Origin of the sequence: Streptomyces sp. NPDC085481 (genome assembly GCF_044541845.1) — a bacterium.
Classification (GTDB): domain Bacteria; phylum Actinomycetota; class Actinomycetes; order Streptomycetales; family Streptomycetaceae; genus Streptomyces.
Map to the genome: position 1 here is coordinate 11718 of NZ_JBITTJ010000015.1, position 23810 is coordinate 35527.

Here is a 23810-nt window from a genome sequence, read left to right on the forward strand (position 1 = left end):
ACCGGTGGCGAGGAGGCCGTCGACGAGGATGAGCAGCTGATCGGCGGCGAAACCGGGGCGGGCGTGCCCGAGGGCGGGCGACGAGTCCGTCCATGAACAGGCCGCGGAGGGTGCGCCGGTAGGCCTGGGGGTGACCTCGTCCGAGTAGATCCGGGCAGTCGGACCTCCCGCGCTCTCAGCCGGCGTGGAGGACGCGCAAGTGGTCGGGCTTCTCCGGGTCTCGGTCGACGACTTGGATGGGCGTCCCGGTCCATTGCCACACACCGACGCCCGGCGTGCGCGAGAAACGGATCCTTCCGCGGGTGCCTTCGACGGCGACGTGCGGCCAGGCTTCGGCGATGCGCGCCCGGTCCGTGCCGTGAGAGCGCAGCAGATCGGCGAGGACGGCGATCGTGTCGTAGCCCTCGAAGGCGACGAAGGAGGGCGCTTCTGCCAGCCGCTCGCGAAGGGCCTTCTCGACTCGTGCGCCGAGTGGGGTGAGGCGCTCGGGCAGGTAGCGCAGGAACGGGATCCCGGCGCCGTCGTCGCCGAGCGATGACGCCCATTCGGCGAGCTCCGGTTGCCCGGCAGGAGCGCCCATCACGATCTCGGCGAGGCGCTGGTCGTTGCGGACGGACTTGACGATCGACACTGCCGGCTCCGGGTGGCCGACCAGGAGGAGGAGAGCGGTCGCGCGTTGGTCGACGAGTTCGTCGCACACCGCCGCGGGGGTGAGCGCACTCATGTCGAGCTCGAAGACGGAGCCGCCGCGCGGAGCGAGGTAGTCCCGCAGAATGCGGGTCCCGGATGCCCAGTAGACACTCGGCTGGGCCGCTACGGCGATCCGGCGGTGGCCCGCGCCGAAGAGGAAGTCCGCGTAGACGTGCCAGCCGCGGGACTGCGGCGGGCAGAGGCGGGCCACCCACCCAGTCGGCTGTTCGGTGAGCGCGTCGAGAACCGCTGACGAGCAGAGGTACGGCAGGCCGAGGGCGTCGGCCCTGGCAGCGGCGGCGCGAGCGACGACGCTGTGATACTCCCCCGCCAGGGCAGCCACGCCCAGGCCGGCCAGTTCGTCCACGACCGCCGCGGCCCGCTCCGGATCGGCCGCGGTGTCCCGGACCACCAGCTCGAGCGGCTTTCCGGCGATTCCTCCGGCGTCATTGACTTCGCGTACGGCCAGCTCGAGTCCGGCCGACAAGTGCCGGCCGGCCTCGACCCAGCCAGGCCGGGTCAGCGGAGCGAGGGCGCCGATCCGCACGGTCGGTCCGTCGGTCCGCTCCGCTCCCGGTGGCGATGGTGGCGTGGTCATACGACGGCGTCTCCCCAGTGACGGTTCGGAGGCAGCTTGCCCACACGGCTGAGTGGACGTCAGTGGCGCCGAGAGTAACGGAGCCGTTGATGGCCGGTTTCGGCAGCCCCGGCCCATGACCCCGCCGGCCCCCGGGCCCCAGTCCCTGCAACAGGACCACGCAGCCCCGCCGGGCAGTCGTGTGAGGTGGTGGCTCCTGACGTCGACCTGCCGCGGGAGCGGGCAGGGCGGCGATCGGCTCCGGGAGCTCGGGAGGGTGTCGCACCACGGTCCTTCCTTCCCGGGAGTCACGCGCGGTCCGGTACGGCCACCTGCTCTGCGGAGGCCGACAGGAGCCCGAGGGCCTCGCCGAGGCGCCGGCGGGCCTCCGGATCGGTGATGAGCCCGTCGGCAGCGAGCGTTCCCCGGTCCACCGGGAGCCTCAGACAGGCCGGCAACACCACGTGGGCGCCGGTGTATCCGAGCACGGTCCGCAGGGTGGCCTCCGCTCCCTGACCGCGGCCGGGGGCGGCCGCGTTGACCCAGGCGGCCGGCTTGTCGGTGATCTCGGTGCCGCCGACCGTCCAGTCGAGCAGGTTCTTGAACGACCCCGGCAGCGTCCCCGCGTACTCGGGGGTGCAGATCAGGAGGCCGGCCGCCTGCTCGATGACCGCCCGGAGCGCGGTCACGGGCGCCGGAAGCGGGTCGGTGTCGTCGTCGGGGCTGAAGTGCGGAAGGTCCGCGAGGCCCTCGTAACGGACCGCGCGCAGTCCGACCGAGGGAGCGAGCGCTTGCGCGGTGCGCAGCACGGCCTCGTTGGTGGAGGCGGCCCGCAGGCTTCCCGACAGCAGGAGGATCAACGGTGGAGTCGACATCCTCCCAACCTAGGCAGATCGTCGGGCCCTTGGCCAACGTGTTGTCGCCGGGGGGCTCGGCGGGGCGCACACGTGCCCCGCCGAATACGTTCGTGCGCCCGCCGAATGCCTCGCACCCTTCCCATGCCGCGACCTCCGCGAGAGCCAAGATCGACGAACGTCTCCGGCTCGTTCGTCGAAAGGTCGACCCGCCGTGTCCGTCCCCGCCCCGGATCACTCCGCTTCCGGTTACTCCCTGTCTCATGCCTATTGGCTCGCCCAGGCCGCCCGTGCCGCCTACAAGACCCCGGAAGAGGCCGAACGGCAGGCCCGGGAATGGGGGTTCGACCGGTTCCGGCACTTCACGTCCCCGCACACGATGCCGTTCCCGATCGAGGACACCCAGGCCTACGTCGCCGCCTCGGACCGCATGGTGCTGGTCGCGTTCCGCGGCACCGAGTCCCAGCAGATCCGCGACTGGCTCACCGACACCACCACCCCGCCCGTCCCCGGCCCCGCCAGGAAGGGCTTCGTCCACTTCGGCTTCCACCGCGCCCTGGACGTCGTGCACCCGCAGATCCGCGACACCGTCGCCGAATTCAAGGACGACGACCAGACGGTGTGGTTCACCGGGCACAGCCTCGGTGGCGCTCTGGCCATGCTCGCCGGCGCCCGCATGTACTTCGAGGCTCCGAACCTGACCCCTCACGGCGTCTACACCTACGGTCAGCCCCGTACGTGCGACCGGCTGCTGGCCACGGCGTACGACGCCGCGCTCAAGGGCCGCACCTTCAGGTTCGTCAACAACAACGACATCGTCCCCCTGGTCCCTCCGGCCCCGCGTTCCACCACGTCGACGCGGTTCGCTACATCGACTCCGCGGGCCGGGTCCACGACCGCATGCCCGCCGTCGGCCTGCTCGCCGACAAGATCAAGGGTGCCACCGCGGACCCCTTCGCCCCCACCAGCGACGGAGTGCGCGACCACGCCATCGACCGCTACATCACGCACCTGCGCAACAACCTCACCTGACCACGGCCACGCAGCGGCGCCTGAGGCCCACGCACCCGCCCGGCCCGGGCGCCCGCCGCCTCCCGGAACGCCTCCCGGAACGCCTCGCGAATCGTGCCGGATAATCGTTGGAGCGCGGCGAGAGCAGGGGACGTACGTGGAATCAGAGCATCAGCAGACAGGACGATCCACCTCGACCGAGAAGTTCGAGTGGTTCTGTGACACCGTGTCGAACCACGTCATGCCCGTGCGGCTCAGCGCCTTGCACGCGGCAGGCTTCGACGCGGAGGTGTCCGAACTCGATCTCGGGGCCTTGCGACTGTCGACGGTGAGCTGCTCGCCCGTGCTGTCCTACCGCACGACGGCGCATGTCCGCAGGGGGGATCCCGAGCACTACCAGCTGGCACTGGTCACTCGGGGGCCGTTCCGGATAGCCCAAGGGGACCGTCAGGACTCCGTGGCGACCGGCAACCTCGTGCTGACGGACACGTCACGGCCGAGTGAGGGCTCCAGCACGGAGGAGCGGTCCGAGACGGTCATTCTGCAGATCCCCCGCTCGATCCTGCCGTTGCGGCAGGACAGGGTCGACGAGCTCGTCGCGCAGGGCATCCGCGGCGACACGGGGACCGGGGCGATCCTTGCCGGCTTCCTGAAGACCCTGGTCGACCACGGCCCGAGCTGTGGGCCGTCGGAGCTCGCCGGCATGGGGTCCGTCGCCCTCGACCTGGCGACGGCGTGTCTGGCACAACAGCTCGGCAGCCCCCGCGCGGCGCCGGCCGAGGTCCGCGCCCAACTGATGCTTCAGCGGGTCACCCGTTTCATCGAAGACAACCTGGGTGACCCGGACTTGACCCCTCAGGCGATCGCCGACCGCCACAACATCTCGCTGCGCTCCCTTCACTCCCTCTTCAGCGGCCGGTCCCTCAGCGTGGCGGCGCACATTCGTGCGAGCCGGCTCGAGCGCGCACGCGAGGATCTCGAGCGTGTGGAGTTGAGCGGCGTGCCGGTGCAGGCGATCGGGGCTCGCTGGGGGTTCTCCGGTCCCAGCGTGTTCAGCCGGACCTTCCGCAACGCGTACGGTGTGGCTCCTGCCGAACACCGCGCGGTCACCGTCCGGGCGAGGACTGGAAGCGGGTTCGAGCAGTCCTGACCGTGATCGGCCCAGGCGCGGCGCGACGCGACGGTGGACCGGGCGACCGACGCCGACGCTGGACCTGCCACCTCGATCAGCGGCCGCCCCGGTCCCCCGCCGGAGTCCTGGAAGTGCGCCACGCGGAGAAGGCGATGACCGCACCGGTCGCGATGATCCACAGGATGCTGGGCCAGGCGGACGCGCGCTCGAACGCTCCTTGGTCGCTGGGGTCGGGTCTGACCCCCGTGAGCACGGCGCAGACGACGGACACGACACCGCACACGATGCCGACCGAGCCCCAGTACGGCCGACGCGCCCGCCGGAGCATGACCCCCAGCAGCAGTACGCCGACGGCTCCGAAGAAGAAGCACGTTCCGGCCGACAGCAGATGCAGCTTCGGGCGGAGGTTGTAGGGGTTGAGGCCGGTGGACACGAGTCCCAGTCCGCTGACGACCAGTAGCCCGAAGGCCGCGTTCCTGAGACGGCCCGGCGGGAGGAGGGCCGCGTTGAGGACGGCGCCGAGGGTCAGGCACAGTCCCCCGACGATCCACGCGACGTCGGCGGCCTCGTGCCAGGGGGAGCAGAACCGGAATCCTTCGATGCGACTGCATCGCGTGACTCCGAGCGCCGAAATGATCTGGCGCACCACGTTCCGACTCGTGGCGTGGGGAAGGACGATCACGTTGTTGACCACGAGCATCTGGACCAACGACGCCCAGAGCAGGCCCCCGACTGCGAGTCTCCTCGACGCCGTGACGGTGAGTCCGCGCAGGCGTCGCTGGTCCACGGCCTTCCCCGTCACGGCCTTCCCCGTCACGGTCCTGCCCGTCACGGTCCTCCCCGTCTTCGTGACCGCGGGCGCGGATTCGCCCGTGACCCGCGTCCCCGGGTGGAGCAGCGTGCACAGGTACGCCACCCCCATCGCGATGGCCATCCCGTAGAACACCCACCGGTTGGCCTCGGCGAAGTCGAGGCGGATGTCCTGGATGGAGTCGCGCATCGCCGTGGCGGTCGGCCCACTGCCGGTGGGCTGATGGTCGTCCGGGTGTCCGGTGATCGTTTCCGCGATGCCGCGGGCCAGGCCGTGGGCTTCGCCCTCCGCCATGCCCTTCGCAGTGAGCGTCTGCGCGACCCGGCCGGTCGTGACGTGGGTGAGGAGTGTGCCGAAGACCGCCATGCCGACGGCGGCCGCGTAGTTGCGTACCGTCTGGGTGATGCCGGTGACCTCGCCGTACGAGGCTCCGATCGCCCGGTTCACGGCGTCGGTGGAGGCCGGAGAAAGCAGGAGGCCGATGCCGGCGCCGGCGAGGCAGGCGTAGGGCCACTGGTCGTGGGCCGACAGGTCCGTCAGTCTGCTCGCCCACAAGGCGAATCCCACGCAGCCCAGCGCCGTACCGAGCCTCATGGCGGGCCGGGCCCCACGCTTGTCGAGGATGCGGCCGCCCCACTGGGCGGCGAGACCGAAGCCGGCGAAGAAGTACAGGATGTAGAGACCGGCCTGGTTGGGCGATGCGCTGAGCGAGACCTGCGCGTACACCGAGACGAAGAACATCACGGGGACGAACGCGAGCGTCGAGAAGAAGAGCACCAGCGTGTCGGCCGTGAACGCCCGGTCGCGGAAGACGCTCAGCCGGATGAGCGGTTCTGTGGTGCGCAGTTCGTACGTGCAGAAGATCGCGAGGACGACGAGCCCGCCGATGATGCACGCCCAGGTGGCGGGATGGCTCCAGCCCCAGGCGGATGCCTGCTGGAACCCGAGTACGTTGAGCCCGATACCGGCTGCCACGAGCACGGCGCCCAGCGTGTCGATGCGTTCGCGCCGGCGGACGTCGGGGAACCGGGCACGGGCGGTGAGGACGAGCGCGACGACGGCGACGGGAAGGTTGACCCAGAACACGGCGCGCCAGGTCCACGCGGTCAGCCAGCCGCCGAGGAGGGGTCCGAGGGCGGTGAGCGCTCCGGCGAGGACGTAGAACAGGGCGAGCGCCCGACCCCGTTCGCCGACCGGGAAGACGGCGACGACGACGGCGAGAGCGGCGGGGAAGACCAGGGCCGCGCCCAGTCCTTGGGTGGCGCGGAAGATGACGAGCCAGGTCTGGGCGAAGCCGCCGGCCGGAACCGAGCCGCAGAGGACGGACGAGACGACGAAGACGAGCATGCCCGCCACCAGTACGCGGCGGTGCCCGAGGATGTCGGCCAGCCGCCCGCCGAGGGCGAAGAAGGCGGCGAGCGCGAGCAGGTAGGCGTTGACCACCCGCTGCATCCCGGAGGCGGAGAGGCCGAGTTCCTCGGTGATGCTCGGAGCTGCGATGCTGACGATCGTCTGGTCCACGAAGACCATCGCGACGGCGAAGACCATGGCCGTGAAGGCGAGGGTCCGGTTCTTCTCCTGTCCCCTGGACAGGGCGGGCCCCGGGGGATGCGACCCCCGCCCGGCGGATGCGACCCCCGGGGCCCCTTCCCTCATCCTGCGGCTTCGACGAGCGGCTCGGCGGTGCGGGACTCGTTCCTCGGCGACCTGGAGCCGAAGGCGCGTTCGAGGGAAGGGAAGCCGCCCTCCCGGACGACCCCGTAGCGGTCGCGGTCGCGCCACAGGCTGCGGCCCGAGCGCTCGGTCTTCATTCACCCTCCAGGCCGCGCGCCTGGCGAGAGAGCGCCGCCTGGACCGGCGCCACGCCGTCTTCCTGTCGGAGTCGCTCGGCGAGGGCGGTGGCTCGCCGGCGGTACGCCGGATCGCGGGTGGCGGCGGTCAGCGCCGCGGCAAGGGTGTCCGGTGCGGTGAACCCGCTCAGGGGTACGGGGCCGGGTGAGACGCCGAGGGCGGCGAGCCGCGATGCCCAGAACGCGCCGTCGAACCACATCGGCATGGGTACGGCCGGCACACCGGCCCGCAGTCCCGCGGCCGTCGTCCCGGCTCCCGCGTGATGCACCACGGCCGCCATCCGAGGAAACAGAAGGGAGTGCGGCACCTCTCCCACGGCCAGCATGTCGTCACCCTCGGCGGCCAGGCCGCTCCATCCGGACTGGATCACCCCGCGCAGTCCGGCCGCGCGCAGCGCGCGCACGAGCAGGTCGCTCACTCTCCGGGGGTCGACCACGGTCAGGCTGCCCAGGCCGACGAACACCGGCGGAGGGCCGGAGTCCAGGAAGTCGCGGAGCTTCTCGGGGAGTTCGGCGGTCGGCGAGTCGTACGGCCACCAGTAGCCGTCGACCGTCAGGCCCGGGCGCCAGTCGGCCGGGCGGGAGACCACCGACGCGCTGAAGCCGTGGTGCACCGGCCAGCTCCGGCGCTCCCGGTTCCGGCGCCGGGCCTGGGTACGGTGACGGGGACCGCCGAGTTCGGCCTCGACGGCACGCGCGGCCTTGCCGAACGCGAGTTCCAGAGCGGCGCTGACCGCCCGCCCCGCGAGCCGGTTGCCCGCACCGCCGTAGGAGCGGGTGCCGGTGACCGGCGGGGGAAACGCCTTTGTGGGCGCGAGCGGCTGCAAGTACACCCCCCCTGCTCGGCAACCCCAGGCCCTCCGCAATGGCGTGGCCCAGTGGCGCGACGGAGCCGGAGAGGAGGAGCACGTCGCTCTCGCGCGCCGTGTCCACCATTCCCGGCGCTATCGCCTCGACCAGTCGACGGGCCATGGCCAGGATCCAGGCCAGCCGCCCGGGACCGTTCCGGCTGGTCAGCAGCCGCCGGCCGTGCTCCGAGCGCAGCTCGGCCTGCGGATCGACAGGCAGGCCCCGGAAGCCAAGCCCTGCTTCGCGTACGAGGCCGGCGAAGGACTCATGGGTCACGAGGGTGACATCGTGACCCGCGCGCATCAGCCCGTGCCCGAGCCCGGTGAAGGGCGCGACATCACCTCGGGAACCCGCTGTCATCAGTGCAACACGCATCGCGATCAGTATCGGGGGCGAGGTCCTCCCCGCCAAGAAGGCGCTCCCAGCGGCGGGACGTTAGCGGGACGCAAGTGGGGCGGCAGTGGCGCGGCAGGACGGCGGCGGAGCCTGGATACCGACCGCGTTCATTGACCTCGGACAGGAATCCCATGCCTCGATCCTCACCTCACGATTGCCCCGTCGGACCACGACCGGGGTTTCACCGGCCGGCACACGTGGTGACGAGCGATGCCTCGAACAATCTCATGGCTGCGAACACGGCCGACCGGATGAAGAACCTCGGAGGCGACGGGGTGACCCAGGACGCCTGCCCGAAGTGGCGCCGGCCTTGAACACGACCTGACGACGGGTTTGCCGAGCACATCACCCGATCACCATGGCCAGTCCGTCCCCGCGGGGTTCCGTTTCGACTTGTTGCCGCGGCGTGGCGGCCGCATGGCAACCCCATGGCGACACCGCCCGTCGTGGCCGCCGCGCGGTGTCGCGCGTCTAGCATCTCGGGAACGGCCCTGCTTGCAGTGCGGGGCCGGTCCCCCCTCGCTGCCAAGGGCAGGTTCGTCATGAGCATCTCCCCCACTCTCACCGTCGGCGAAGCAGAGCCGCGACTGCCCGAGCTGAACGTGGTCGACGTCCGTACGCCGGGCGAGTTCGCCTCCGGCCGTCTGCCCGGCGCCGTCAACGTCCCTCTGGACCGCATCGAGGACAGTCTTTCCGACCTGCGCGACGCCTCCGCGAGCAAGCCGCTGCTGCTGGTGTGCGCCTCCGGTGCCCGCTCCGGGAAGGCCGCCTCGGCGCTCGCCGTCCACGGGGTCGCCGCGGCGAGCCTCACCGGCGGCACCCGGGCCTGGACCGCCGCCGGGCACCGTCTCGAGTACCCGCCCGGCCCCGTCCGGTCGGTCTGGGGGATGGAGCGTCAGGTGCGCTTCGCCGCCGGGGCCCTGGTGCTGCTCGGCCTTCTCCTCGGGCTGCTGTTCCACCCGGCGTTCCAGGTGCTGTCGGCCGGGATCGCCGGAGGTCTGGTGTTCTCGGCGCTGACCGACACCTGCGGCATGGCGGTGGTACTCGGCCGGCTTCCCCTCAACCGGCGGGGCGCGGCGCCTCAGGGGTGAGGCGCGCCGCCGCAGGCCGCAAGGCGTGGTGACGACTCCCCGGCCTATGGGGGCCGGGCTCAGCCCCGTGAGAGTTCGCCGAGCAGCTTCCAGGTGCGGCGCCGGTCGTCCTCGCCGCTGAGGTCCGTCGCGGTGAACACCACCTCCGTGGCTCCCGCCTCCCGGTAGCGCCGCACCTCGGCGGCGACGGTCTCCTCGTCGCCGAGGACGGCCAGGTCGGCGGCCCGGTCGACGCCGGAGAGTTCAAGGACGCGCTGGTAGGAGGGAATGCGCTCGTAGAGCGCCAGCGACTCGACCGCGCGCTGCCGCACGCCCTCGGCATCGGCCGTGACCGCGCCGGGCACCAGAGCCACGATCCGGGGCGCGGGCCGGCCCGCCGCCTTCGCGGCGGCCGTCACGGCCGGGACGATGTGCTCGGCGAGTGCACGGGGACCGGCCAGGAACGGCAGGATGCCGTCGGCGAGTTCGCCGCTGACCCGCAGGGCCTGCGGCCCCATGGCGGCGACGAGCACCGGTACCGGCGGCTGGGCGCCCGGAACCGCCGCCGAGTACGGCGTCGTCGCCGTCAGCAGCTCTCCGTGGAAATCGACTTCGCCCGTTTCGAGGAGGGGCCGCAGAGCGGTCAGGAACTCCCTGAGCAGACCGATGGGACGCTGGTACGGAAGGCCGAAGCCCGACTCGGTGAGGTGCCGGGTGCCGAGGCCGAGGCCGAGGTGATAGCGGCCGCCGGTGGCGGCCTGGGCCGTCTGTGCCTGGCTGGAGACGAGCAGCGGATGACGGCCGAATATCGGGATCGCGGCCGTCCCCACGTGCAGGCCCGGCACCTCGCGCCCCACGATCGCCGCCAGCGAGGGCGAATCGTACGCGAAGGACTGGCCGAACCACGCGGAGTGCAGGCCGGCGTCCCGCGCCTCGCGCGCGAGCGCCACGGTGCTGTCGAGGGAGAGCTGCCGGGAGGTCGAACTGAGCGTTACTCCAAGGGTCATGTACGCCACAACCGGCAGAGCACGTGGCGGCATTCCTGCTTCGTGTGAACGTCATGTGGCGCGCACCAGGGCGGTGCGCGCCACATGAGAGGTCAGCCGGTCGGCAGACCGAGGCCGTAGTAGGTGACGTGGTAGCCGTCCACGTACCCCGCCTCACCACCGACGATCAGATCGGTGGGATCGGTCGCCCCCGCCGCCCTGGCCGTCGCCACCATCATCTCGGCGATCGCGCGTCCCTTCGGCTCGCCGGGGCCGCCCGCGTCCACGCGCCACACCGGATCGTCGTCGCTGAAGACCGATGCCGTGAGCGGGTGCTCGGCGACCGTGCCCCAGCCGAGTGCCGCCGGATCGACATCGTCCGGCGCGAAGCAGCCGATCGAGAGCCGGTCGCCGCACGCCACGTCGAACAGGAGGGGCGCGCTGCGGCCGTTGCGCCCGTAGATCGGCATGCCGATCCGGATGCCCAAGGCGGTGGTCTCGGCGGGCAGCGATCCCAGGAAGTCCCCCAGCGACCGGGTGACGGTTTCCCAGCTTCGGGCGGTCCAGCCGCCGGGGAAGCCGAGGCCGACGTTGGCCTGGTCGCGGTTGCTGCCGAAGAAGCCGCTGATCGAGTGTTCCTCGCCGACCCCCTGACGCCAGAACCAGTTCTCCGCCGGGTCGGTGGGCTGCAGCACCAGCTCCGGCCCCGACTTCCCGGCGCGCAGTTCGAGAGTGTCCGGCCTGCCGCGCCAGCGCAGGAAGGGCGCCCCCCAGAGCGGTCCGTTGTCGTAGAAGGGGCCCATGTCGCCGTGCGAGCCCATGATGGACGGCGCGCCCAGCGCGGCGGTCACCTCCTCCTTCGCGGCGCGGAAGGCGGCTGCCTGCGCTGCGGCGTCCGGCGCGGGAGCCGCCACCGGGACCGCGATCTCCACGTACGACTCGCCGTCGACATAGCGCTTCTCGTAGGTGCCGACCGGGCGCAGGCGGGCATCGCCCGAGGGCCGACCCGTGATCAGCACGGGAGCGTCCGGCGTGCCGCTCCAGGCCCACCCCAGCTCCGCCGCCACGGCCCTCAGGCCCTCCGGCGTCCAGCCGTCGGTGTCCGCCGCGACGAGTCGCCGGGCGAGCTCCCCGATGGATTCCTGTTCAGTGCTTCCCCGTTGTGCGTTCATCGGGCCATCGTGCCGCACCACGGGCCGGCCGCTTGTGGCGGGGTGGGCAGGGGCAAGGCCCCGCCCGGCGCTCCTCCGGCCCTTGTGTCGCTGTGGTGAGGGCGAGTACGGCGGTCACTCGCGGTCTCCCTTGTGGCGCCGGACGAAGAAGTGCCAGCCGGCGACGAGCAGGGGTTGGACGGCGAGCCAGATGAGGAGCCATCCCCACCACGTCACGACTCGGATCCTTCGGCCGCCGGGGCCGACCGCAATGACATCTCGTGTGCTCCTGAAGGACGGGCGGGCGATGTTGCCGTGCACAACGAGACGACGGCGTTCTCCGAACGCCCCCTGAGGGCGGGGAGACGACGAGGTTCGTCGACGTCCCCGCGCGCACTCGGGTCGGCGCACCGGCCGACCCGAGGTGCCGGACGGCCGTCAGCCCTGGCAGACGCCGCGGGTGTAGTCGTACGTGGCGGTCGCCTGCGAGTACTTCCACTGCGGGGCCAGCAGTCCGTCCGCCAGCTGGCGTGCGGCGGCGGGGCTCTCGATCACGTAGCCGAAGTCCTGGAGCCAGGACGGGTACAGGTTCTTCGAGCCGATGTAGAAGGCCGCGTCGTCGACCGAGACCAGCTTGTGGTGCTGGGCGTACGGCTTGCCGTCCGCCCAGGTCTCCTTGTCCGAGGCGCGGAACGTCGCCAGCTGCAGGCCCCCGCACATCGCGGCCTTGGCCTTCCGCTCGTCGCCGGTCAGGGCCTTCAGGCGGCCGCGCAGGGCGTCGCTCACCTCGGAGAGCGACTTGATCTGCGAGTAGCCGCCGCTGCCGATGGTGCCCCGGTTGGCCGGGTCGCTGACGACGATGCGTACCTTCACACCGGCGGCGAGCTTCGCGGCGAGGGTGTCGTAGAGCCGGATGTCGTAGCGGGGCAGGGGCGGGCAGGTCGCGTTCATGTCCTGCTGCGAGATCTCGACGTGCTCGGTCGCGCTGGCGACCAGGGCCCGCAGGGCGCTCTCCTCCGGGTTGACCGTGTCGTAGTCCCGGTCGGAGTTGGTGTAGTCGTGCACCCCGATGCCGCACGTGGTGTCGGAGGCCGTCGGCAGGACGGGCTTGAACGCCGAGCTCGGGTCGCTCTGCCGGATCCCGACGCCGAGGCCGCCCACCGCGAGGGCGGGGATGTCACCGCCGGACGCCGGGGCGGCGGGCCGGGGCAGCGTGGGCAGGCAGCCCGCGCCATTGGAGGAGGCGAACCAGACGGTGGTCCAGCTGCTCTTGTTGCGGCAGGTCCAGTCCCACAGGGTGTCGAGGTAGCGGCCGGCGGAGCCCGCCGCCGGGCCGGACAGCGCGAGGTCGACGTCGTTCACCGGGTGGGTGGTGTCGAGGTAGTCGTCCTTCCAGCTGTTGATGCCGCCCGTGATCACCGAGGCGCCGTCCACCACCACCAGCTTGGAGTGGTTCCAGGAGAAGCCGGTCTTCGAGGTCGTCATCGAGGCCACGTTGAGGGTGACGCTCGCGGCCGCAGGGCCCAGCTTGCGCACCAGCTCGTCGCGGTAGGAGGACGGGATCACGTTGGCGTGGTAGATCGGCGCGGCGCCGACCATGACGCGGACCTGGAGCCGGTTGCCCTTCTGCGTGGCCTCCTTCAGGCCGGCCACGATCGCGCCCTGGAAGCCGCCGTTGGGGAACGGGGCCAGGGTGGATATGTCGACGCTCTGGCGGGCGTTGGCGATGTCCTCGCGCACCTTCTCCAGCAGGCGTCGGGAGCCGGAGCGGTCGGCGCAGGTGGGATCGCCCCAGCAACCAGGGGTCTGGAGCAGCCAGTCGGAGCCGCCGGGGGTGGAGGCACCCAGCCGGTTACCGTTCGTCCGCTCCCAGACCGAGCCCTCCAGGCCCGGGGAGACCTGGCGCAGGGACTGCTCCACCGCGTCCAGGTGCGGGGTGGGAGCGTCGGCGAACGCGGGGGCGGCGGACAGCAGGAGGGTGGAGAGCGCGAGAGGGAGGGCCATCGTGCGGATGGTGCGTGCCAATGTGGTTCCTTGATTGGGGGGGGTGGCTCGGGCCGGCGGCGCCGCGAACGGGGCCTCGGCCTTGATCAACTCGCGCAAGTTACCAGTTGGTAGCCTGCGTTCACCGCAGCCCCGACTGCTTTCGGCCGTTGTCGCAGATCCCGTTGAGCGGCCGGAAGGACTCAGGTGGGCCCGTTCCGTACCCTGGCGGCATGCGCGTACGCCCCACTCTGAGCTGGACCCCCTCCGAGGACCTCCCGCCGGGCACCACGGACCCGGGGCCGGTCGCCGATGCGCTGAGTGCCGGTGGGGTGCTGGTGCTCAGCGGGGCGGGCATCTCCACGGAGTCGGGCATCCCCGACTACCGGGGCGAGAACGGGAGCCTGAGCCGGCACACCCCGATGACCTACCAGGACTTCACCTCCAGCGCCCAGGCCCGGCGCCGGTACTGGGCCCGCAGTCACCTCGGCTGGCGCACCTTCGGCCGCGCCCGCCCCAATGCCGGACACCGGGCCGTCACCGCTTTCGAGCGGCACGGCCTGCTCTCGGGGCTGATCACCCAGAACGTCGACGGCCTGCACCAGGCCGCCGGCAGCGAAGGTGTCGTGGAACTCCACGGGAGCCTCGACCGGGTCGTCTGCCTCTCCTGCGGCGGCTTCAGCCCACGCCGCGAACTCGCCCGACGGCTCGAGGAGGCCAATCCGGGCTTCGCCCCGGTCGCCGCCGCGATCAACCCGGACGGTGACGCCGACCTCACCGACGAGCAGGTCGGCGACTTCCACGTGCTGCCCTGCGCCTTCTGCGGCGGGGTCCTCAAGCCCGACGTGGTGTTCTTCGGCGAGACGGTGCCACCGCGGAGGGTCGAGCACTGCCGCGCGCTGGTCCGCGAGGCGACCACGCTGCTGATCCTCGGTTCCTCACTCACGGTGATGTCCGGACTCCGGTTCGTCCGCCAGGCGGCCGAGGCCGGAAAGCCCGTGCTGATCGTCAACCGGGACCCGACCCGAGGCGACCGGCACGCCCGCGCCCGGGTCGCCCTCCCCCTGGGAGCGACCCTGACCACCGTCGCCGGCCGGCTCGGCATCCCCCTCGATGGCCAGGCCACGGCCTGACGGGAGCGCTCGGCCGCGACCCGCCTCCGGGCGACGCCGACCGTCAGCACGCACACCGACCACTCACCCCCCTGAGTGGGATTGCCTCGCCCAGCGAGCGCAGTCCCGCGAGCCGCTCCGCCGCCGCCCACGGCGCCGACTGGAAGCTGTGCCCCGTCACTGACGGTGGCCGTCCGTGAGGCGGCCCCAGGCGGAGAGGCCCGTATGTCCACACTCATTCCTGGCCGTGGCGGGACACGGAAGGGCACGCGAAGACGAGACGGGCGGGGCCGGAACACGGCCGCGTTCGTCGTGGGAGTCTCCCTGTCCCTCGTCCTGAGCCTGCCCGGAGTCGCGACGGCGGCGCCGGGCGACCTCGACACGAGCTTCAGCGGAGACGGAAAGGTCCCCTTCGGTGTCGCCAATGTCGAGGCCAACCAAGATGTCCTGGTCCAGCCGGACGGCAAGATCCTCACGCTCGGCACGGGGTTCGACTTCGACGGCCCGAGCGACTTCCTGCTGGTGCGCCACAACGCGGACGGCAGCAGGGACACGTCCTTCGGCGGCGGCGACGGCGTCGTCGTCACCGACTTCGGGGGTGGCACCGACGACCAGGCCCGGGCGCTGACGCTGGTCGGCAGCGACATCGTCGCGGCCGGCAGCAGCACAGCGGAGGCCGGGCCGGCCCAGGTCGCGGTGGCCCGCTACCACGCGGACGGCTCCCTGGACACCTCCTTCAGCGGAGACGGCAAGCTCGTGACCGGTCTCGGAGGCACGACGGCCACCTCCGCCAACACGGTGACCACGGGGACCGACAACCGGATCCTGCTCGGCGGCGTCTACGGCGGTGACGCGATGGTGGCCGCCATCACCCCGGCCGGCGTCCCCGAGGCCGGCTGGGGCGACGACGGATCGGGCAAGACCGTCTTCCCGTACGCGGGCGGCGGCTCCGCGGTCAACGCCCTGACGCCGGCCGGAGGCGAGACCTACATCGCGGCCGGGTCGAGCCCCGCCGGCTTCGGCCTCATGCGCTTCTTCCAGGAGTTCGGCGGCACCGACCCGTCCTTCGGCGACAACGGAAAGGTGGCGACGCCGTTCGGCAACGAGATCCGGGGCGTGGCGCTGGCGAGCGGGCTGAAGATCGTCGCGGGCGGAACGACCGGCAGCGGGGTCGGCGCCCAGTTCGCCGTGGCCCGCTACAACCCCGACGGCACGCTGGACACGACGTTCGGCGGCGGCGACGGCACCGTGACCACGAACTTCGGCGGGAACGGCGCTGTCGGGAACGACATGGAGATGCAGGGCGACGGGAAGATCGTCGTCGCGGGCGGATCCAGGGGTGACTTCGCGGTCGCGCGCTACAACGCGGACGGTTCGCTGGACACCTCCTTCAGCGGCGACGGCCTGGTCACCACCGACATCGAGACCTTCTTCGACGAAGGTCAGGCCGTGGACCTGCAGTCCGACGGCAAGATCGTCGTCTCCGGTTCCGACGGCGACCACCAGGCCGTCGTCCGCTACCTGGTGAGCGGCGCCCCGCAGCCGCCCAGCGTGGACCTCTCGGTCACCAAGACAGGGCCGTCGACCGTCAGCCTCGGCGACCAGGCCACGTACACGATCCGGGTGACCAACAACAGCGCCACGACCAATGCCACCGGGGTCGCCATCTCGGACACGCTCACCGGTGGCTCGGGCACGCTGCTGTCGGCCACGCCCAGCCAGGGCGGGCCGTGCACGGTGAACCCGACCACGATGAAGTGCACTCTGGGCACGCTCGCCCCGAGCGCCTCGGCCACCGTCACCGTGGTCGCCGAGCCGCGCGCCACGGGCACCCTGACCGACTGGGTGGCGGTCGGGGCGGTCGAGGCCGATCCGACTCCGGCGAACAACAACGCCAACGCGGCCACGACCGTGAACAACGCGCGCGGCTGCACGATCGTCGGTACGAGCGCCACCGAGACGATCAACGGCACCTTCGCCAACGACGTGATCTGCGCCCTCAGCGGCAACGACACGGTCTACGGCAACGGCGGCAGCGACACCGTGTACGCCGGCGCCGGTCACGACTGGGTCAGCGGCGGCAACGGCAACGACCGTCTGATCGGCCAGACCGGCAACGACCGGCTCCGCGGCGACGCCGGCAACGACAACCTCGACTCCCGCGACGGGGTCGGCGGCAACGACGCCGTGGAGGGCGGCGTCGGCTTCGACACGTGCACCACCGACGCGGGCGACTCCCGCTCCAGCTGCCCGTGACCGGTCCCTTGGCGACGCGACCGCGGTCAGCCGCCACATGAGGATGCGGGGCTCCGAGTGGAGCCCCGCATCCCGTTTCCTGCCGTCCCTCCCATGGCTGGACGGATCAGCCGGTCAGCTCATCGCCGGAGTCCGGCCCGTTCGGCCGGACAGGACAGTTGTCCGTCGATCTCCTCGGCGGTCATGGGGTGTCCCTTGATCGTCCAGAACTCGTTCGCCGGCTGGTGCTTCGCTGCCTCGCCCAGGTCGACGAGGTCCCCGACGGAGTCGTCCTGGCCCGCGTAGGTGACGGACACGTCGACCCGGGGCGGGGGCGGCGAGGGTTTCCCGGCCGTGGAGGCCTTGCGGTAGTCGTCGGGTGACCAGAGTCGCAGCAGACCGTGGTCGGCCGATCGGTCCTGTGGGCCCTCGGCCCACCACAGCAGTCTCTCCTTCTTCGTCTCGTCGCCCGGATCCCATACCTCGACCCGGGACAGCTTCTCGCCCGCGCACACCGGGACCTTGACCTCGATCGCCTGGTCCGTGACCCGGAAGCCGAGCACCAGGCTCTCGTCACCCGGGTGTTCCGGCAGCACCGGGCCACACGCCGTGGTCAGCACGCCGACGAGGAGAGACAGTGCCAGGCCGGTGGCCTTCGACGTGCGCCGGCCGTGCCTCAGCACCGGTAGCCGCCGTTCCGCCATCCCGCCTTGCGCTCCCACCGGTTGCGGCAGGGGTTCGCGCCCGCGCGCAGGTAGCGGATGCCGAAGCCGAGGCCGTAGCGCAGCCATTGGGACCTGTGCCTCTTCTCGTGCCTGATCCGGTCCCGTGTGACGTAGGAGCGGTTGTTCGAGGTGAAGTACGTCGTACCGAGAGTGGTGCCGCCACGGGCGTGGAGGCCCCAGCCACCTTGGCACACCCTCATGCCGTACCGGTACCGGCACTTGTAGCCCATGAATCGGCTGACGCCGGCGAGCCCGTAGCCCAGACCGCGCGCTCCCCAGCTGCGGACCTTCTTGTACCGCCAGAACTTCCACGTCCAGCGCTTGCCGTCGAGGTCGAACTGGTTGATCGGATCGCCGGGGTAGGCGTACGCGTTGGCGCCGCCGCCGAAGACGGGGTCGACGGACAGGAAGCGGCCGGTGCGGGGGTCGTAGAGGCGGACGCCCATGAGGATGACGCCGTTGGGGGTCTCGGCGGAGCGCTGCTTGCCGCCGAGCCAGCCGTAGCGGGCGGGGTCGGTGCCGGGCAGCGGGTTGCCGTACTCGTCGTAGGTGTTGACGACGGGGGTGCTGCCGTCGGCCAGCGGGATCCGGGTGCCGATGTCGCCGTGCAGGTTGGAGAGCTGCAGGACGGCGTCGCCGGTGGCGCCGGTGGTGGCGACCAGGTTGCCTGTCAGGTCCTCGACGCAGCGGCTGATGCCGTTGGTGTCGGTGGTCCAGTCCGGGTTGTCGCTGTCGCCGCCGTAGTGGTTCGTCCTGGTGACGGGGGCGCCCCAGGTGCCGTCCTCGGCCTGCTCCTCCGTGGTCCAGGAGGCGAGGCGGCTGCTCGCGTCCAGGTTCCAGGTGGTGCGCTTGCCGTTCGCGGTGATCTGGCGGGCCAGGTCGTTGGCGTAGTAGCCGGTCTGGGTGCCGTCGGCCTGGGCCGTGGTGCGGCCGAAGGCGTCGTAGACGGTGCCGGCGGCGATCAGCCGGTCGGCGCTGTCGTAGGCGTAGTTGACGGTGTTGGTGGTGGGGGCGCCTCCGTCGACGTCGTCGACCGTGGTGGTCCGCGCGGTGCGGTTGGTGTTGTCGTCGAAGGTGTACGCCCGGTGGGTGGTGACGCCCGCCACGGAGTCGTCGGCCTTGGTCAGCCGGCCGGCCGCGTCGTAGGTGTACTGGTGGAAGGTGCCGCCGCCGGTGTAGACGGTGCGCGTGACGACCTGGTCGTGGATGTTCTGGCTGGTGGACTCACCCTGGATGGTCCAGCCGGACTCCCAGTGCCAGTAGCGCGAGGTCTCGCTGCCGGTGGGATCGAGGTTGAACTGGACGTCGATGTTCCACGGCAGCACCTCCTTGTACAGGCGGCCGTCGGAGTCGTACGAACCGGTGACGTCGCCGATCGTGCCGAGCACCGAGTCGTGGACCCGGGTGGGCAGCCCCGCGGGGTTGTCGTAGTCGTACGTGACCGTCGACGGCGCCGAGTCGGAGACGCGGGTCCTGCGGCCGCGGCTGTCGTACTCGGTACGGGTGATGTTGCCCGCGCCGTCGTCGTACGCGATCTCCCGGCCGAGCAGGTCGGCGGTGTGGGTGATGGTGGCGGTGCCGTTGGCGACGCTCGCCACGTCACCGGTCGTCGCGTCGTACGTGGTGGTCTGCGCCGGCACGGCCGTGCCGGTGCCGCCCGTCACCTGGGTCTGCTTCACGCGGCCCGCGGCGTCGTAGGTGCTGACGGTGGTGCGGGTGACGCCGTTGGCGGTCTCGGTGAGCTTGGCCGGGTTGCCCCAGCGGTCGTACTCGGTGGTCTTCACGGGCAGTTCGGAAGGGTTGGCGCCGCCGCCGGTGATGGCGCCGGCCGGGCCGGTGGAGCACACGAGGTCGGCCCAGGCCGGGCGGCCGGCGCACTCGCCGGTGCCGGTGGCGGACCAGTAGCGGGTCACGGTCGCCCCGGCGTCCGTGCCGGTGGACTTCGGCAGCGTCGTCTTGATCACGCGGCCCTGGGCGTCGTAGCCGGTGGTCTTGGTCAGCTTCAGCCCGCTCGGGTCGGTGATCTCGCTGGTGGGAAGGCCCTTGACCCAGTCGTAGACGGTGGCGGTGGTGCGCACGTCGCCGTCACCGGGGTAGCCGTCGATCCAGGCGCCCACCTTCACGGTGGTGACCTGGTCGCTCACCGTCGCGGTGCCGTCGGTGGGACGGCCCTCGTCGTAGCTGCTGACGGAGTGCTCCCGCGCGGCGACCTGGACGCCGGCCGGAAGGTCAGGGCTGTCCGTGTCACCCGCGAGGGCGCGGGTGAGGGTGACCAGGTGCAGCGGGCCGGACTCCTCCAGCTTCCGCTTGCCGTCGGCCGAGTAGACGGAGACGGTCCCGAGCAGCCGGGCGCGCTCGGCCGGGGAGGCCGCGAGAATGCCCAGTTCGCTCTGGGTGTTGACCTGGTAGTCCGCGCTGCCCACGGCCAGCTCGCGGTTGGTCGCCGTCAGCTCGAGGAGCGTGTTGCCGAAGCGGTCGTACTGCTTCACGGTCAGGTGCCGGCCGGGCAGGCCGGTGTTGACCTCGCGCCCGGAGGGGTCGGTGTAGGTGAGGGTCGCCTTGTCGTAGTCGGCCGCGCCCAGGGCGCCTCCGTCGTGCGACGCCGGGACCTGGTCGGCGGGGAAGACGGCCGTGGCATCCGTGGGCGCGTCGGTCTGGCCCCAGGCGACGGTGTCGCCGGGCGCGACCTGGTGGGGCGCCGTGGTGCCGGACAGCGGCACGTCGTAGACGACGGACGTGATCGCCCGGGTGCCGTCCTGCTCGTCCTTGGAGCCGGCCTTCAGGTTCGGGCGGGACACCGCGAGCAGCATGCCGTCGCCGGCCACCGCGCTGTTGCCTGCCCTGCCGTATTCGAACGTCCACGGCAGCTCGCCTGCCGGGGTGAGGGTGGTGACGCGGCCGGCGGTGTCGTAGCCGTACGCGGTCTTCAGCGCCGGGGAGACCCGCGGGTCCCACTGCTCGCGCAGCCGGCCCTGGTCGTCGTAGGCGTACTGGGCGATCGGCGTGGCGGTCGCGGCCGAGGCACCGGGGTCGGTGGCCCACAGGCGGATCTGCTTGGCGTGCCCCGCGAAGTCGCCGAAGGTGCCCGACGTGGCGGTGGTGGAGGTCGCGTAGACGTACTCGAGCATCCGGCAGCCCGCGGTCGACGGCGTCGCCGCGCAGATGTCCGCCGTGACGGCCGACGTCGGAGCGATCACGTACCTGGGCCGGGCCAGCGTCTTGCCGGCCACCGTGACCTTCTCCGAGATCACCGTGGTGGTCGACTTGTCCGTCGGGAGGTAGGAGCTGGCCAGCTGCCAGGTGGTCGCCGTGGCGTCGACCTTGGCGAAGACGGAGGTCGTGCCCTCGGTGTCCTTCAGGGTGAACGAGCCCGTCAGGCTGCCGGTCAGCGTCAGGTCCTCCGCGCCGGTCTCCGGCTTCCAGCCTCCGCTGGTCGCGGTGAAGCCGGTCTCCTCGCCGTCCACGTCCACGATCGCGACCGAGGTGGCCGAGGTCTTGCGCACGTAGGCCCAGTCGCTGTCGCTGATCTCGGCGGTGGTGCCGGCGGTCCACTGCGGACCGAAGATCGCCGCCTGCCCCTCCTGCTGGGCGCCCTTGGCCGGGCGCCGGGAGGAGAAGGTCCGCGAGACGCTCATGTCGAAGGCGGAGGCGTCCGTCGACGACAGACCGAAGTCACCGGTGAGCGTGTTCACGCTGCCCGGGCCGACCTCTTCGCTCGGCGCTTCGCCGGCATCGCGGTCCACCGTGATCCGGGTGGCCGGGGAGGCGTCCGTGGTGGTGCCGTCGGTGAACACCGCGCGGACGTCGACCGGGCCGTCCTCGCTGAAGGTGTCGGTCACGTTCCAGGTCAGCGCCTCGGCGTTGCCGCCCGTGACGGTGGCGGGCCAGGCGGTGAGGGTGGAGCCGTCGGCCTTGCGGCGGACGTCCTGCGTGGGGATGTCCTGCCAGGTGTCGGTCTCACCGCGCCGGTACTGGTAGCGCACGCCGTTGTCGGTGGCCTTGCCCTGGCCCGTCAGGTCCGCACGCCGTGCCGGTCGGTCGCCGTCGCCCGGCGTGAGGAGCGCCGCGCCGGAGCCGGCGTAGAACGCGTAGGCCGTGGTGGCCGAGACGTTGCCGGCCGCGTCCTTGGTGCGCGCGGTCAGGGTGTGCTTGCCCGCGCGGAAGACGGGGTTGACGGTGACGGCGGTTCCGGTGGTGGCGGCCGACTGCCAGGCGTCGCCGTCCAGGTTCCACTGCACCTCCTTCACATCGCCGGCCGGCGGGGTGAAGGTGAACGTGCCGGTGAAGTCGCCGTTGGCGTCCGGTGTGCCCGACCACTGCCCGGCCGGGAAGCCGGTCGAGGACACCGCCGACGTGGCCGGGGCCGTGGTGTCGACGGTGAAGGTCCGGAAGGCCGACCAGGCGCTGGTCACGCTGCCGTCGCCGGCCCGTACCCGCCACTTGTAGCCGCCCACCGGCAGCGCCGCCGGCGTCCAGGTGGCCGTCGCACCCGAGGCGACGGCCGCGCTCGAGCCGGAGCGCAGTGCGGAGGTGCCGCCGGTGGCCCACACCTCGTAGTCCAGCGTGAGCTGCGAGCCGTCCCCGTCCAGGGAACTCGCCGACAGGGTCGGCGTGGTGTCGTTGGTGGCGCCCTGGTTCGCCGGGGAGACCAGCGTCGGTACGGCGGGTATGGAGTTGTAGGTGACCGACAGGTAGGGCGTGTTGGCGGCGGCGTTGCCGGAGTTGAACCGCTTCCAGCCGTACGGGTCCGCCTCGTCCGAGGCCCGCAGGCCGAGGTGGTTGGAGCCGTTGCCGTTGGCCGCCCATGCCGCGACCATCGAGGTCACGTCGGCGTTGACCCAGCCGTCGTTGCAGGAGCTGGAGAAGCCCTTGGTCTGGGTGCTGGTCGCGTACTTGGTGCCCCAGGTGGGCTGGCTGGTCCAGCGGGTGCTCGTGGAGGCCGCTCCCGTCGTCCACACCTCCCAGCCCTTGGCCGTGCACGACCAGGAGTGGAACTCGTACAGGTTCAGCTTCGCCGCGGTGATCTGCTTCCCGGTGATGTTGGCCATCGGGAACGACAGGAACGAACGGGCCACCTGCGCCGAGCCGTTGTTGCCGATCTTCAGCTCGGTCGCGGTCGACTGGTCCGTGCCGTAGCCCTGCTGGACGAAGGTGTCGAAGCTCGTGCCGACGTTGATCGACGGATCGATCGTGACCGGGAACTGCGTCTTCGCGTCCGCCAGGAAGGTCGCGTCCGGCGTCAGCGTGATCGTGACGGTGTCGCCGTCCTGAGCGACCTTCACCCCGACCTTCGCGGTGTGGGTGTGCTCGCCGGAGTGCCGGTCGGTCCGCGCGTCCCACATCACGGGCGCGGGCAGCAGACCGGCGGTCTTGCCCTTGGCGTCGGTGAAGGTGACCGCGCCGTCGTCGTGGGCCTTCGCGGTCAGCCCCTTCGCCGTCAGGCTGTAGGTGACCTGCCCGTTGGCGCCGACCGCGGAACGGTCCTTCAGCTCCAGGAACTGCTCGTAGCCGGTCCGCGTGGACTCGATGAGCAGGTCCGTGGCCGGCAGGGCCTCCTTGTAGCGGGCGACCGTGTTCTCGGCCCCCTCGATCGTCGGCCTGGGCAGCGCGCCGTACCAGCCGAGCTGCAGCTGCCGCCCCGCGCGGTCCTTCACCGTCACCAGCGGCACGGGGTCGGCGGCGCTCTTCGCTCCGGCGGCCTTCAGGCCCTTCGGAGCGGCCTTCCTCCCCGCGAGGGCCAGCCCGTGCGGGTGGCCCTTGGCCCGGATCGAGCCGTCGGCGGCCTGGACCAGCGACGGATCGACGTCCTGCCACGTGCCGTCGGCGGCCTTGAACCGGATCGGACCCGCGTACGCGTCCTCGGTCACCGTGCCGTCGGGGTTCACGTACGTCGTCGACGTCTCCGTACGGGCATCGGTGACCTCGATCCGTCGCTTCTGGATCCTGGCCTTCAGGCGGGCGGCCGCCTCCGAATCGGCGGTGGCGGGACCGAGGTCGGCCGATGCCCCCGTGGCCGCCTTCGTGCTCGCCGCTACGCGCGGCAGCGCGACCGCCTGGCCGGTGTCGATGACCAGTGCGGCCTCGAAGGCCATCAGCAAGGTGAGCGCCGCGGCGACGGTGCGTGGGGGTTTGCGCCGGGCTCTGTGAAAGAGAGATGACATGCGAATCCTCACTGGCGCAGTGACGTCTGCGCCGGTTCGTGATCTTCACATGGGGTGAACTCCCTGTCATGGACCCATCCTTGCAAGAACCTGAATGCCTGCCGTCACGGTCGCGACGGCCCAAGCGAAGTACCCGTTCTGCGCTGATAGATGACCGGGAGCAGTGGCCTCGATGTCGGGATATACGCGTTAAGTGAGGGCCCGCCGATGCCTGAGC

The 23810-nt window shown here is 71.6% G+C and carries 13 protein-coding genes and 4 pseudogenes; 6 read left to right on the plus strand and 11 right to left on the minus strand.

What is annotated here, in order from left to right; translation table 11 throughout:
- Positions 1 to 175 precede the first annotated feature (175 nt).
- On the minus strand, positions 176 to 1288 hold the full coding sequence (locus tag ACIGEZ_RS27525; protein ID WP_399835912.1) for an ABC transporter substrate-binding protein: 1113 nt from the start codon (positions 1286 to 1288) through the stop codon (positions 176 to 178).
- 287 nt (positions 1289 to 1575) lie between these two features.
- A complete protein-coding gene (locus ACIGEZ_RS27530; protein ID WP_399835914.1) occupies positions 1576 to 2142 on the minus strand; it encodes an NADPH-dependent FMN reductase in 567 nt (188 codons plus the stop codon).
- Between the two features lie 193 nt (positions 2143 to 2335).
- Between ACIGEZ_RS27530 and ACIGEZ_RS27535 the strand changes: the two are divergent.
- The 3 genes and pseudogenes from ACIGEZ_RS27535 (at position 2336) to ACIGEZ_RS27545 (ending at position 4282) form a co-directional block, all read left to right on the plus strand.
- A pseudogene (locus ACIGEZ_RS27535) lies at positions 2336 to 3153 on the plus strand (lipase family protein).
- Between the two features lie 208 nt (positions 3154 to 3361).
- Positions 3362 to 3862 (plus strand): annotated as a pseudogene (locus ACIGEZ_RS27540) (hypothetical protein); the annotation flags it as partial.
- Positions 3863 to 3928: 66 nt separating this feature from the next.
- Positions 3929 to 4282 carry a helix-turn-helix domain-containing protein gene (locus tag ACIGEZ_RS27545; RefSeq protein ID WP_399836380.1) on the plus strand — a complete coding sequence of 118 codons (354 nt, stop codon included), beginning with the start codon at positions 3929 to 3931 and terminating at the stop codon, positions 4280 to 4282.
- A gap of 76 nt (positions 4283 to 4358) precedes the next feature.
- On the opposite strand, the gene ACIGEZ_RS27550 is transcribed toward ACIGEZ_RS27545, so the two are convergent.
- The 4 genes and pseudogenes from ACIGEZ_RS27550 to ACIGEZ_RS27565 form a co-directional block, all read right to left on the minus strand.
- Positions 4359 to 4964 (minus strand): DUF998 domain-containing protein, encoded by a 606-nt coding sequence (locus ACIGEZ_RS27550; RefSeq protein WP_399836382.1) that lies wholly within the window; start codon positions 4962 to 4964, stop codon positions 4359 to 4361.
- A gap of 159 nt (positions 4965 to 5123) precedes the next feature.
- Positions 5124 to 6731 (minus strand): annotated as a pseudogene (locus tag ACIGEZ_RS27555) (MFS transporter); the annotation flags it as partial.
- On the minus strand, positions 6728 to 6886 hold the full coding sequence (locus ACIGEZ_RS27560) for a hypothetical protein (protein WP_399835916.1): 159 nt from the start codon (positions 6884 to 6886) through the stop codon (positions 6728 to 6730). The gene ACIGEZ_RS27560 and the pseudogene ACIGEZ_RS27555, both read right to left, overlap by 4 nt.
- Positions 6883 to 8134 (minus strand): annotated as a pseudogene (locus ACIGEZ_RS27565) (glycosyltransferase). Before ACIGEZ_RS27565 ends, ACIGEZ_RS27560 begins: the two are co-directional and overlap by 4 nt.
- Before the next feature lie 578 nt (positions 8135 to 8712).
- Here ACIGEZ_RS27565 and ACIGEZ_RS27570 point away from each other — a divergent pair.
- Entirely contained in the window at positions 8713 to 9261 is a 549-nt protein-coding gene (locus tag ACIGEZ_RS27570) for a rhodanese-like domain-containing protein (protein WP_399835918.1), read from the plus strand.
- Positions 9262 to 9320: 59 nt separating this feature from the next.
- Here the strand turns inward: ACIGEZ_RS27570 and ACIGEZ_RS27575 are convergent, their stop codons facing one another.
- The 3 genes from ACIGEZ_RS27575 to ACIGEZ_RS27585 form a co-directional block, all read right to left on the minus strand.
- Positions 9321 to 10247, minus strand: a complete 927-nt coding sequence (locus ACIGEZ_RS27575; protein ID WP_399835921.1) for an LLM class F420-dependent oxidoreductase — start codon at positions 10245 to 10247, stop codon at positions 9321 to 9323.
- Positions 10248 to 10339: 92 nt separating this feature from the next.
- The gene (locus ACIGEZ_RS27580) at positions 10340 to 11398 is read right to left on the minus strand and encodes a hypothetical protein (RefSeq protein ID WP_399835924.1); all 1059 of its coding nucleotides are present in this window, start codon (positions 11396 to 11398) and stop codon (positions 10340 to 10342) included.
- Between the two features lie 417 nt (positions 11399 to 11815).
- The gene (locus ACIGEZ_RS27585) at positions 11816 to 13381 is read right to left on the minus strand and encodes a phospholipase (RefSeq protein WP_399835926.1); all 1566 of its coding nucleotides are present in this window, start codon (positions 13379 to 13381) and stop codon (positions 11816 to 11818) included.
- A gap of 212 nt (positions 13382 to 13593) precedes the next feature.
- Between ACIGEZ_RS27585 and ACIGEZ_RS27590 the strand changes: the two genes are divergently transcribed.
- Together ACIGEZ_RS27590 and ACIGEZ_RS27595 are read left to right on the plus strand one after the other, a co-directional pair.
- The gene (locus ACIGEZ_RS27590) at positions 13594 to 14493 is read left to right on the plus strand and encodes an NAD-dependent protein deacetylase (RefSeq protein ID WP_399835929.1); all 900 of its coding nucleotides are present in this window, start codon (positions 13594 to 13596) and stop codon (positions 14491 to 14493) included.
- Between the two features lie 291 nt (positions 14494 to 14784).
- Positions 14785 to 16728, plus strand: coding sequence for a calcium-binding protein (locus ACIGEZ_RS27595; RefSeq protein ID WP_399835931.1), 1944 nt, complete (start codon positions 14785 to 14787; stop codon positions 16726 to 16728).
- Positions 16729 to 16847: 119 nt separating this feature from the next.
- Here the strand turns inward: ACIGEZ_RS27595 and ACIGEZ_RS27600 are convergent, their stop codons facing one another.
- Together ACIGEZ_RS27600 and ACIGEZ_RS27605 are read right to left on the minus strand one after the other, a co-directional pair.
- Positions 16848 to 17390: a hypothetical protein gene (locus ACIGEZ_RS27600; RefSeq protein WP_399835934.1), complete on the minus strand. Its 543-nt coding sequence runs from the start codon at positions 17388 to 17390 to the stop codon at positions 16848 to 16850.
- Entirely contained in the window at positions 17384 to 23593 is a 6210-nt protein-coding gene (locus tag ACIGEZ_RS27605; protein ID WP_399835937.1) for a DNRLRE domain-containing protein, read from the minus strand. The genes ACIGEZ_RS27600 and ACIGEZ_RS27605 overlap by 7 nt, the downstream gene beginning before the upstream one ends.
- Between the last annotated feature and the right edge of the window lie 217 nt (positions 23594 to 23810).

Coding starts and splice junctions, on each gene's coding strand:
- ACIGEZ_RS27545 (WP_399836380.1), top strand. CDS start 3,929: ATGCTTCAGCGGGTCACCCGTTTCATCGAAGACAACCTGGGTGACCCG.
- ACIGEZ_RS27550 (WP_399836382.1), bottom strand. CDS start 4,964: ATGCTCGTGGTCAACAACGTGATCGTCCTTCCCCACGCCACGAGTCGG.
- ACIGEZ_RS27605 (WP_399835937.1), bottom strand. CDS start 23,593: ATGTCATCTCTCTTTCACAGAGCCCGGCGCAAACCCCCACGCACCGTC.
- ACIGEZ_RS27525 (WP_399835912.1), bottom strand. CDS start 1,288: ATGACCACGCCACCATCGCCACCGGGAGCGGAGCGGACCGACGGACCG.
- ACIGEZ_RS27575 (WP_399835921.1), bottom strand. CDS start 10,247: ATGACCCTTGGAGTAACGCTCAGTTCGACCTCCCGGCAGCTCTCCCTC.
- ACIGEZ_RS27570 (WP_399835918.1), top strand. CDS start 8,713: ATGAGCATCTCCCCCACTCTCACCGTCGGCGAAGCAGAGCCGCGACTG.
- ACIGEZ_RS27585 (WP_399835926.1), bottom strand. CDS start 13,381: ATGGCCCTCCCTCTCGCGCTCTCCACCCTCCTGCTGTCCGCCGCCCCC.
- ACIGEZ_RS27560 (WP_399835916.1), bottom strand. CDS start 6,886: ATGAAGACCGAGCGCTCGGGCCGCAGCCTGTGGCGCGACCGCGACCGC.
- ACIGEZ_RS27530 (WP_399835914.1), bottom strand. CDS start 2,142: ATGTCGACTCCACCGTTGATCCTCCTGCTGTCGGGAAGCCTGCGGGCC.
- ACIGEZ_RS27590 (WP_399835929.1), top strand. CDS start 13,594: ATGCGCGTACGCCCCACTCTGAGCTGGACCCCCTCCGAGGACCTCCCG.
- ACIGEZ_RS27580 (WP_399835924.1), bottom strand. CDS start 11,398: ATGAACGCACAACGGGGAAGCACTGAACAGGAATCCATCGGGGAGCTC.